This window comes from Variovorax sp. WDL1 (assembly GCF_001541225.1).
Classification (GTDB): domain Bacteria; phylum Pseudomonadota; class Gammaproteobacteria; order Burkholderiales; family Burkholderiaceae_C; genus Variovorax.
Genome location: NZ_LMTS01000238.1, coordinates 109,323 through 119,892, shown reverse-complemented (window position 1 = coordinate 119,892; position 10,570 = coordinate 109,323). Strand labels below are relative to the sequence as shown.

The following is a 10,570-nucleotide window of genomic DNA, read 5'->3' as shown; positions in this document are numbered from 1 at the left end:
GGCCCTGCCGCAGGAACTGCGTCTGCCGGTGGTGCAGGCGCTCGCGCCCTACAACGAGCAGGTGGCGCTGCTCAACACGCAGATCGGCGGGGTGGTGCCGCGCCAGACGATGAAGGACGCCTCGGGCGCCTCGCAGATGGATGCGAAAACGCAGGTCAGCAGCCTGCACGGCACCAGCATGCTGGACGCGGCCACACTGGCGTTCGAATCGAACGTGGCGCTCGCGCTGCTGCACGACGCCGGCGGCGAGAACGACCGCCGGCTGATCGCACCCGCGATCGCGGCCTTCGTCAACCTGCACGGCCGTCCCGAGCTCGCGGCGGCGCAAGCCAGCCGCGACGCCGGCAATGCGCCGAATTCGGTGCTGGCCGCGGCAGCCGCCATCGTCGGGCCGAAGCGCCAGCAAGCGGCACGCGAGGCGCTGGGCTTCATGCTCGAGCGCTTCCATGCGGCGGGGCTGGGCAACGAGTTCGGGGCCTCGCTCAGCGACGGCTTCGACATCGCGCAGATCGACATGGCTGGCGCGCCAACGCTCACGAGCGACACGCCTGATGGCCGCGCCCAGGCCCTGCTGGCCGGCGTGCAGGCGCGCGGCGGCCGCTCGGTGTTCCTGCGCTGGCTACAGAGCCTTCCCGGCCACCCGACCGAGGCGGCCGTGCTGGCCGCGATATCGGCCACCCTGGCCTGGGGCCCGTTGTCGCGCAAGCGCATCTCGTTGCTGACGGCGCAGAACTTCCCCTGGTGGCTGCAGCTCTTCGGCACGCTGATCGGCGCCTCGGCGGATGCCGCGCGCCATGAGGAAGGCCGCTTCTGCGGCATCGCGCAGCAGCAGTTGCTGGAGAGTGCGAGCCTGGGCGAGATCGCGTTCGCCGCCCTCCTCGGCCGCTCGCCGGGCGAGGCCGACCTGTTCGCCTTCCAGACCCTGGTCGGCCTGCTGCTGACCAACGGCCCAGGCGCGATCTCGGCGCAAGGCGCCAAGGGCGCCGTGTCTGCGGACGGGCCCGAGCAGCCCGAGCGGGTGCAGCTCAACAAGGCGCTGGTCGGCTTCCTCACGCATACCGGCTATGCGCACGGCGGCAACGGCTACGAGGGCATCGCCTACCTCATCGAGCAGTTCAAGGGCAGCGGCCTCGAGGATCCGGGCGCGCCGGACCACGGCGTCGATCTCCAGGCCCTGGCCGCGAAGGCGGTGGACCAGTACGCGCAGTACAAGACCCGGAAGAAGAGCGCCGGCAGCCTGGACATCGCCAAGCTGCCGGGCGTGAACCACCCGGTCTTCAAGGACAAGCCGGTCAACGTCGACCCGCGCGAGGTCTTCATCGCGAAGCTGCGCGAGGCGCGCGGCGACCACAACGTGTTCCACGATTTCTACCGCGCGCTGGTGCAGCAGCTGTTCGACGCCGGCGTCTCGCGCAACGTCTATTGCGTGAACGTGGATGCGGTGATCGCTGCGCTGCTGCTCAAGATGCTGTGGAAGCCGCTGCAGTCCGGGGAAATCGGCGAGCGCGAGCTCGAGACGGCCGCGTTCACGATCTTCCTGTACCCGCGCATGCTCGGCTGCGCCGCCGAGATCGACGACCACCTGAACCGCGGGCGCAACATGGACACGCGCACTGTCGCATCGGTCTGCAAGTTCGTGGCCTGAACGGGCGCGAACAGCCGAACGCAGAAGGTGCAGAGGCGCGTCTTCTGCCGTTCGGTCCCCGCCCCCGCGTTCGAGGCCACCGCCCCTTGCGACCGCCCCTCCTCCGGCGCAAACTGTCGCAACGTTGGCCACTTCGGAGCGGGCCGCGATTTCGCACAAGGAGATGCCATGTCCCTCCCCTCCCATCTGACCCGCTACCTCGACGAGCGCGGCACCGGGTATGAAATCTGGAGGCACGAGCACAGCCGCAGCAGCGCGGAGACGGCGCGCAGTGCCCATGTGCCCCCGAGCCAGCTGGCCAAGTCGGTCATCCTCCAGGACGACGAGGGCTGCGTGATGGCCGTGCTGCCCGCCGACAGGGTCCTCATGGTGGGCGAGTTCTCCCGCCTCGCCGGCCGCTACCGGCTCCGCCTGGCGGACGAGGATCGCATCGCCTCGCTGTTCGAGGACTGCGAGCGCGGTGCCGTGCCGCCCGTGGGCATGGCCTGGGGCATCCCGACGATCGTGGATGACGAGCTCGAAAGCAACGAAGTCGTCTACATGGAGGTCGGCGACCACGAGCAGCTGCTGCGGATGTCGCACGATCAGTTCCACGAGCTGATGCGCGCCCAGCCGCACGGGATGTTCAGCAAGTCGCCGATGCATTGAGGGCGCAGCCAGCCGCTCACAACTTGACCGCCCGCACTGGCATCGCAGAACGGCGTGGCTCGATCTCGATCTGCCGATGCGGGGATGCTTGCAGCGCCTCGATCAACAACTCGCCGGTTCGCGTGCCCTTGAGGCGATTGAATTCGTCTGCATCGACGACCACCACCGCATCGCGACCTTGCAGGGTGCCGCTTGGCCTTCGTGGCCGCCTATCGCGTTGCCAGCTCAGAACCCGTGGCGAATGCCGAACTCCGTGCCCCGGGACGCGCGGTTGGGCGCCGTGGTTGAACCTGCAAGCGCCTGCGTCGCACCATTGCGGTTGCGCACGTAGGCCAGGGTGCCGTACAGCGCCGTGCGCTTGGACAGGTTGTAGACATAGCCCAGCGCGAGTTTCGAGGTCGTGGGCTCCGGCACGTTGCCTACCGGCTCGCGCTTGTAGCGCGCGTACGAGCCCTTGATCTCGCCCACGCCCACCGGCAGGCTGAAACCCAGGAGCGCACCCTTGCCGTCCACCGCGCCCAGCGATTCGCTGTAGATCTCGCCCATCAGCTTGAGGCTCATCAGCGACTCGAAGACGTAGGAAGCGCCGATGTTCGACACGCGCAGGTCGCCCGTTGCGTAGCGCGTCTTTCCGGTGGCCAGCGTCACGTTGAACGGGCCGTTGAGATAGCCGACCCGCAACCCCGCGTAGTCGCCGTCGTCGCGGTTCGAGATCAGCGTGCCCGGCAGCACGGAGCGGTTGTCGTTCTCGCCCATCGCGTACATCACCTGCCCGTAGAAGCCGCCCAGGTTGGGCGGCAGGAAGTAGCCGATGCTGTTGGAGGCGCGCGTGCCCGTCGGCGCCGTGAGCCCGCCCAGGCCCGAGAAGTAGAGCTGGTTGGCGCCGATGCCGCCGCCGGTGCCGAAGGGGTCGTAGAGCGCGGTGTTCCAGAAGGTCGGCGTGTAGTCGCGGCCCAGGCGGAGCTCGCCGAAGCCGCCGGAGAAGCTCACGGTCGAGCGCCGGTTGAAGCTCAGCAGGCCGGGGCCCGCCGCGCCGCTGGCCTGGTTGTTCGAATTCGAGTTGAAGCCGGTGCCGTTGTCGTTCTGCAGGCCGGCCTCGAGCCAGAAGCTGGCGGCCAGGCCGCCGCCGAGGTCTTCGCTGCCACGAAAGCCCAGCCGGCTGAAGCTGTTGCCGCTGTTGGTCAGCTGCCATTTGCTGGAGGAGCCGTAGCCCGACCCGGTGGTGTAGGTGACGGCGGCATCGACGACGCCGAAGATCTGCACGGAGGATTGCGCCCAGGCGCCGGCCGCAGCCGCGCATGCGGCCGCGGCCACAAGGGATTTCTTCATTTGATTGTTGGGAGAAAGGGAGGTGGAAACTAGATGTCGAGCACCAGCGGGCCACGCTTGCACTGCGAGACGCAGATGAACATGGTCTTGTTCGCGGCCTGTTCGGTCTTGGTGAGGATGCCGTCGCGGTGTTCGATTTCGCCGGCCGAGATGACCTTCGTCTCGCAGGCGCCGCACACGCCTTCCTTGCAGCTGTGGTCGGGGTTGAGGCCGGCATCGATCAGGCTGTCGAGGATGGACTTGCCCGGCGGCACTTCCACGCTCTTGCCGCTCCTGGCGCACTCGACCACATAGGTCTCGGTTGCGCTGGGTGCCTCGACATGCGCGGCCGAGAAGCGCTCGATGTGCGCATGCGCGTAGCCCAGCTGCTCGCAGGTCTTCTCGAAGGCATCGAGCATGGGCGCCGGGCCGCAGCAGTAGAAATGGCTGCCCGCGCTCTTGCCGGCCAGCAGCGCCGCGAGATCGGGCGGCGCGCCCTTGTCGGCGTCGAAATGCCAGGTCAGCACGACCTTGTTCTCGCGCGCCAGCGCCTCCATCGCGTCGCAGAAGGCGGCTTCCTTGCGCGTGCGCGCGCAGTAGATCATCTCCACCGGCTTGCCGATGGCGACAAGGCGCTGCAGCATGCACCAGATGGGCGTCACGCCGATGCCGCCGGCCACCAGCACCGAGCGCTCCGCGCCCTCCTCCAGGTGGAAGTTGTTGCGCGGCGCCGAGATCGGCAGCGTCATGCCCACGCGCAGCTGCTGGTGCACGTAGCGCGAGCCGCCGCGGCTCTTGCGGTCGTTGGCCACGCCGACGACGTAGCGCTGGCGGTCACTGGCCGGGTTGCACAGCGAGTAGCTGCGCACCAGGCCGTTGGGCAGGTGCAGGTCGATGTGCGAGCCGGCTTCGAAGGCGGGGAAGTCCACCTCGGGCGAAGCCGGGCGGAATTCGACGCTGACGATGCCCTCGGCCTCGTAGCGCATGGTGTGCACGAGCGCATTGAGCGTAGGGGAAGACATGGGCGTGGACCTCGAGATAGCCTTGGAAGACGTCAGGCCGCGGCCTGCTCCAGCTGCTGCTGTGCCAGGTTGCGCATGTGGCGCCGCAAGCGCACGATGCCGAGGTCGTGCTGGTACAGGTTCTCGTGCTGGTTGGCGTCGGGCTCCATGTCCTCGAGCATCACGCGGTCCTGCTCCAGCACGTGCCAGTGGCGCGCCTCCAGCCGGTTCTTGTAGAGGAAGCGCCAGGTGTCGCGCTCCCAGCCTGGCGGCAGCTTGCGCACGCGCCAGAAGAAGGTCGCGGTCATGCCCTTCGATATGGGCGAGAACGCGCCGATGATGATGAAGTTGCCGCCGGGCCCACCGGTGCGCGGGTACGGGATCTCCAGGCGCATCCAGTGCATGCCGGTGTCGGCCCATTCGGTCCAGTCGAAGTTCACGTTGCGCTGGCCTTCCTTCTCGAACACGAAGCCGTGGTCGGTCGGGCGGATGCCGAACTTCGCCTGCGACTCACCCTCGGCCATCGAGTGCGACTGCTTGTGCAGGAAGGTCCCGTGCATCGGGTCCATCACGTTGTCCAGCACGTAGCGGTAGTCGCCCTTCCACTCGGTGTAGCAGAGGAAGGACGCGTACTGCGCATCGTCCGAGAGCTGCTCTGGCAGCACCAGCGGCGGCGGCACGTCCACCGATTCCTTGGCGTTGTAGAGGAACACCGCGCCGGCGCGCTCTTCCACGTGGAAGTGGCGCGTGGCCTTCGTGCCCTCGAGCTTGCAGCCTGGGCTGCCGGGCACGCGCGTCACCACGCCGTCATGGCGCACCTCGACGCCGTGGTACGGGCAGGACAGGCGGTCGCCGAGGATCACGCCCTGCGACAGCGGCGCGCCGCGGTGCGGGCAGCGGTCTTCCAGCGCGTGCAGCTTGCCCTCGCCGTCGCGCCACAGGGCCAGCTTGCGGCCCAGGCGGCGCAGCGAGACGGGGTTCTCGCCGATGAAATGGGAGGGGCAGATCGGGTACCAGAGATCCTTCAGGCCGATCTCGAGCAGTTGATCCACCGGGTCTTGAACGACGGGTTGTATGGCAATCGTGGTCATGGTGCAGTTCTCCTCAAGCGCCGAGCTTGGCCATTTCGTGGCGGTACAGGTCCTCGGTCCAGCGCTGGCCGCCGGGTGTGGCCAGCCCGCTGTCGTTGAGCCGTTCGACCAGGCCGGCGAGATCGTGGACGCCGTCGCCGAAGGCGCGCTCGATCACGTCGCCCAGCAGGTCTTCGTAGGTGGTGGCCGGGCGCTGGCGCGCCTGGTGGGGTTGCAGGTAGCGGTCTTGTTGCATCGTTGCCTCCGTAGAAAGTGAGATGGGTTCAGGCAGCAGCGGCGCGCCTCACTCGGCCACGATGTTGCGGGCCTTGATGATCCTGGCCCACATGGCGGTCTCGTCGCGCATGTAGACGGCGAACTCGCCCGGCTTCATGGTGGCCTCGCTCATGCCCTGGGCCTTGAGGCGCTCGCGCACCTCGGGCTCGGCCAGCATCTGGGCCGCATCCTTCGCCAACTGCTCGGCCACCGCCGGCGGCGTGCCGGCCGGCGCGAGCAGGCCATACCAGGAGGTCACGGCCACGCCCTGGATGCCCTGCTCCGCCAGCGTCGGGATCTCCGGCGCGGCGGGGCTGCGCCTGGCCTCGGTCACGCCGAGCGCGACCAGCTTGCCGTTCTTGAGGAAGGGCAGCGTCGCGGGCAGGTTGCTGAACATCAGCGGCACCACGCCGCCCAGCACGTCGTTGAGCGCGGGCGCGGTGCCCTTGTAGGGCACGTGCAGCAGGTCGACGCCAGCCTGCTGCTTGAAGAGCTCGCCTGCCAGGTGCAGGCCGCTGCCCACGCCCGGCGAGGCATAGGACAGCGTGCCCGGCTTGGCCTTGGCCTGGGCGACCAGGTCCTTCGCGGTCCTGATGCCGGCGGAGGGCGAGGCCACCAGCACGTTGGGCGCCTTGGCCAGCATGGTGACGGGCACGAAGTCCTTCTCGATGTTGAAAGGGAAATTCGGCATCAGCGTCGGGTTGATGGTCAGGTTGCCGGCCGGCACGACCAGCAGCGTGTGGCCATCGCCCTTTGCGCGCTTCACCTTGTCGATGCCGATGTTGCCGGCCGCGCCCGGCATGTTCTCGACCACCGCGGGCTGGCCGTAGCGCTTGGCCAGGCCTTCGGAGAGCACGCGTGCCAGCGTGTCGACCGGCCCGCCCGGCGGGAACGGCGAGACGATGGTGAAGCGGTCGCTCGCGAGCTGCTTCTCGACCGCGGTCTGTGCGTGCGCTGTGACGGCGGTGGCCAGCGCCATCAAGGCGGCGCCGGCAAGGGAGAACAGGGTGCTACGTCGTTGCATGGTCGTGTGGTTCATTTCTTCTCGGTGAGGAACTTGCCCTGCGGGCCTTCGGCGTTCTTCTGGCGGCGCGTGTTTCCGTCGAGCCCGCCATCGACCGCCCATTCGGCGAACACCGTCGGGCCCGGCTCGAACTCGCGCGGCTGCCACTCGGCCGTGAGCTGGTCCTCGTCGGCGTAGTACTCGATCAGGCCTCCGGCCGGGTTCTTGAAGTACCAGAAGTAGGCCGAGGAGATCGGGTGCCGGCCCGGGCCGAGCTGGGTTTCCCAGCCGCAGCGCGAGAAATGCAGCCCGCCGCCGAAGACCTCGTGGATGTCGCGCACGGTAAAGGCCACGTGGTTGAGCCCGCGCTTGCCCGAAGGCAGCTGCAGCAGGAACAGGTCGTGATGCCCGCCCTCGGGCGCGCAGCGCAGGAAGGCGCCGCGGTTGGGGTAGCTGTCGGAGCCCACGAAGCCGAAGCGCTGCGCATAGAACTCGGCGGTGGCCTTCACGTCGGCGACGAAGAAGACCACGTGGCCGACCTCGATCGGCGTGGCGCGCTCGTAGACCGGGGCGGCGTGGTTCACACGGGGCTTGGCGTTCCAGGTGTTCATGGCGCCGCAATCGACCTCGATGCTGCGCTTGCGGCTGACCTGCAGGCGCACCGCAAGGCCGTTCGGGTCGGTGCAGCCGATGCGGCGCGCGCCCTCGGCTTCGGCGTCCACGAAGCCGGGGTCCTCGGCGATGGCCGCGGCGTAGCGGGCGAGGTCGGCGTCGCTCGCGACGCCCCACACCACTTCACGCAGGGTCGGGCCCTCTTCCATCGCCGGCGGCAAGCCTGGCCTGCCCATGGCGGCGACCACGACGCGGCAGCCATTCAGGCACTCGAAGACGAGCTCGTCGGCGGTCTCCGACTTAAGCGCCAGTCCCCAATCCGAGAAGAAGCGCCGGCAGGTCGGCAGGTCGTCTGCAGCATAGGTGATCTGGTCGATTCCAAGAACTGTCATTTGGCTCTCCCCCATGCTTGCTCACTTCGTGTAGCCGCCACCCCCCTCACCGGGGGCAACACCGACGGCGTGGCAAAGCCGGTTCCGTGGTGTTTCTGGAACAAGGCAGTTTTCATTGCTGTGCCCAAGGTAGTGGTTGCTCGTTGATACCCCAGTACATGCTCTTCTGCTCCATGTACTGGAAGATGCCCTCGCGTCCCTTCTCACGGCCCAGGCCGCTGTCGCGCCAGCCGCCGAAAGGGGTGGAAACCGAGAACTGCTTGTAGGTGTTGACCCAGACCGTGCCGGCCTGCACCGCGCGCCCGAGGCGCCAGGCGCGCTTGAAGTCGCGGCTCCACACGCCCGCGGCCAGCGCGTAGACGCTGTCGTTGGCCTGTTCGATCAGCGCGTCCTCGCTGTCGAAGGGCATCGCCACCAGCACCGGGCCGAACACTTCTTCCTGGCTGATGCGCGCGCTGTTCGTGAGGCCTTCCAGGATGGTGGGCGTGTAGAAGTAGCCGCGCTCGAGGTCCGCGCCATGCGGGCGCACGCCGCCGGTGCGGATCTGCCCGCCCTCGGACACGCCGAGCTCCACGTAGCGCTCGATGCTCTCGCGATGCTTCGCGGTGATCAGCGGGCCCATCTGCGTGTGCTCCGAGGCGGGATCGCCGACCCGCAGCGCCTTGGCCGCCTCGGCCACGCGGGTGACGAATTCGTCGTAGATGCTGCGCGCCACGAAGAGGCGGGAGCCCGCGATGCACGATTCGCCCGAGGAGCTGAAGATGCCGTAGAGCACGCCGTTGACCGCGTGGTCCAGGTCGGCATCCTCCAGCACCATGGTGGGCGACTTGCCGCCGAGTTCCAGCGACACCGGCATCATCTTGTCGGCTGCGATGTGGGCGATGTGCTTGCCCGTCGTGGTGCCGCCGGTGAAGGACACGCGCTTGACCAGCGGGTGCTTGGTGATCGCATCGCCGATGACCGAGCCCTTCCCCGGCAGCACGCTCACGATGCCCTTCGGCACGCCGGCAGCCTCGCAGATGCGCGCCAGCTCCAGTGCCATCAGCGGCGTGACCTCGGCCGGCTTGACGATCACCGCGTTGCCCGCGGCCAGCGCCGGCGCCAGCTTCTGCGCCTCGCTCGCGATCGGCGAGTTCCACGGCGTGATGGCGGCGACCACGCCCATGGGCTCGTGCACGCTCATCGTGACGAAGGGGCCGCGCGAGGGCGTGATCGTTGCCTCCAGCGTCTCCAGCGCAGCCGCGAAGAACTGGAAGGTGCCGGCTGCGCTGGCGACCAGCGCGCGCGTCTCGTTGATCGGCTTGCCGTTGTCCAGGCGCTGCTTCTGGGCCAGCGGCTCGGCCTCCTCGCGGATCAGCTGCGCCACCCGGTGCAGCACCGCGGCGCGCTCGTGCGGCAGCTTCTGCGCCCAGCCGCTGGTGCGGAAGGCCTGGTCGGCGCGCACGATGGCCTCCTCGACGTCGGCCAGGCTGGCAGCCTTGAGGCGTGCGATGGGTTCGCCGGTGGCGGGATAGAGGCTCTCGTAGGCGTCGCCGCCGCCCAGGCGCCATTCGCCGGCCACGTTGATGGGGAGGAGTTCGGTAGAGATCATGGCTTCTTCAAATGGCAAGGGCCGCGGCCCGGTTGCGCAGGGCGCGAACGGCGCTGTAGACAGTGAGCGCGGATGTCTTGGGATTGGCCGCGAGCGGCTTGTTGCGCATGCTCAGCTCGAAGCTGCCGAAGGCGCCCTCGGCCTCGACCGTGTGCACGTTCTCGCTGACGGCCGGATCGGCCACCAGGCGCACCTGCGTGCGGTCCAGCCCCAGCCCCGCGAGCGACACCGTGGCCGCCACGTTGGCGTTCTTGGGGTAGAGCGCGGCGGCCTCGCGCGCACTGCCTTCGAAGATCACGCATTCGGCGGTCAGCGCATCGAGGTCGCGGCCCTGCTCCGCCGGCGTGCCCTTCCAGGCGCGCGGCGGCTTGCGGCCGGTGTAGCGCACGCTGTCGAGGCCGCCGATGCGGGCCGCGGCCAGCGCATCGATGCCGCCGATGGCGCCGGCGATCAGCTGCACCTGCGTCCCGCCGGTGATGGCCGCGATCTCGAGCTTTTCCGCGAGGCCTTGCGCGGACAGCGCGCCCACCGAGGCGACCACGCAGGGCGTGCCGCGCCGCAGCGCCGGCAGCACGTGCTCCTCGATGGCCGCGTGGCCGGCGGTCTCGACCACCAGGTCGACGCCGGACGCAGGCACGCCGGTCCCGACCTGCACGCCGGGTGCCAGCGTCTGCAATGCGGCCTGCGCCGCGGCCAGGCCGTCGGCCGGGACCACCACGGCCACCACGGCGAGCCCGGCATCGCCCTTCAGCAGCTCGATGACCGAGCTGCCGATGGCGCCGCAACCGATGAGTGCCACGCGCAGCATGTCAGTGCCTCACTTCGCGAGCGCAGGGATCTGCGTCACGGTGTTGGTCGGCGGGCCGGCGAAGGTGCTCTTGAAGCCGCCGATGGACAGCATGTCGATTTCCAGCAGGAAGGGGCCGCGCGCGGCCAGGGCCTCGTCGAGCTGGCCCTTCAGGTCCTCCAGGCGCGACACGCGCGCGTGCGGCAGCGCGATCGACTTGCACAGCAGCGCGTAGTC

Annotated in this window: 10 protein-coding genes and 2 pseudogenes; 2 read left to right on the top strand and 10 right to left on the bottom strand. The window is 68.9% G+C overall.

Annotated elements, in window-relative coordinates; translation table 11 throughout:
* Both APY03_RS44760 and APY03_RS29585 read left to right on the top strand, forming a co-directional pair.
* A pseudogene (locus tag APY03_RS44760) lies at positions 1–1,645 on the top strand (CoA-binding protein); the annotation flags it as partial.
* A 168-nt stretch (positions 1,646–1,813) separates the two neighbouring features.
* Entirely contained in the window at positions 1,814–2,293 is a 480-nt protein-coding gene (locus APY03_RS29585; protein ID WP_068682640.1) for an aminoacyl-tRNA deacylase, read from the top strand.
* A 16-nt stretch (positions 2,294–2,309) separates the two neighbouring features.
* Here the strand turns inward: APY03_RS29585 and APY03_RS41905 are convergent, their stop codons facing one another.
* The 10 genes and pseudogenes from APY03_RS41905 to APY03_RS44755 form a co-directional block, all read right to left on the bottom strand.
* Positions 2,310–2,459, bottom strand: coding sequence for a hypothetical protein (locus tag APY03_RS41905; RefSeq protein ID WP_157103477.1), 150 nt, complete (start codon positions 2,457–2,459; stop codon positions 2,310–2,312).
* A gap of 59 nt (positions 2,460–2,518) precedes the next feature.
* Positions 2,519–3,622: a porin gene (locus APY03_RS29580; protein WP_068682638.1), complete on the bottom strand. Its 1,104-nt coding sequence runs from the start codon at positions 3,620–3,622 to the stop codon at positions 2,519–2,521.
* Between the two features lie 29 nt (positions 3,623–3,651).
* On the bottom strand, positions 3,652–4,623 hold the full coding sequence (locus tag APY03_RS29575) for a PDR/VanB family oxidoreductase (protein WP_068682636.1): 972 nt from the start codon (positions 4,621–4,623) through the stop codon (positions 3,652–3,654).
* Positions 4,624–4,655: 32 nt separating this feature from the next.
* On the bottom strand, positions 4,656–5,693 hold the full coding sequence (locus APY03_RS29570; RefSeq protein ID WP_068682634.1) for an aromatic ring-hydroxylating oxygenase subunit alpha: 1,038 nt from the start codon (positions 5,691–5,693) through the stop codon (positions 4,656–4,658).
* A 13-nt stretch (positions 5,694–5,706) separates the two neighbouring features.
* Complete coding sequence (locus APY03_RS29565) at positions 5,707–5,928, bottom strand: recombinase-like helix-turn-helix domain-containing protein (RefSeq protein WP_068682632.1); 222 nt, start codon at positions 5,926–5,928, stop codon at positions 5,707–5,709.
* A gap of 48 nt (positions 5,929–5,976) precedes the next feature.
* Positions 5,977–6,972 carry a Bug family tripartite tricarboxylate transporter substrate binding protein gene (locus APY03_RS29560; RefSeq protein ID WP_068682630.1) on the bottom strand — a complete coding sequence of 332 codons (996 nt, stop codon included), beginning with the start codon at positions 6,970–6,972 and terminating at the stop codon, positions 5,977–5,979.
* Between the two features lie 11 nt (positions 6,973–6,983).
* Positions 6,984–7,955, bottom strand: a complete 972-nt coding sequence (locus tag APY03_RS29555) for a VOC family protein (RefSeq protein WP_068682628.1) — start codon at positions 7,953–7,955, stop codon at positions 6,984–6,986.
* 112 nt (positions 7,956–8,067) lie between these two features.
* A complete protein-coding gene (locus APY03_RS29550; RefSeq protein WP_068682626.1) occupies positions 8,068–9,546 on the bottom strand; it encodes an aldehyde dehydrogenase in 1,479 nt (492 codons plus the stop codon).
* Positions 9,547–9,553: 7 nt separating this feature from the next.
* On the bottom strand, positions 9,554–10,354 hold the full coding sequence (locus APY03_RS29545; protein ID WP_068682624.1) for an aspartate dehydrogenase: 801 nt from the start codon (positions 10,352–10,354) through the stop codon (positions 9,554–9,556).
* A gap of 9 nt (positions 10,355–10,363) precedes the next feature.
* A pseudogene (locus tag APY03_RS44755) lies at positions 10,364–10,570 on the bottom strand (thiamine pyrophosphate-binding protein); the annotation flags it as partial.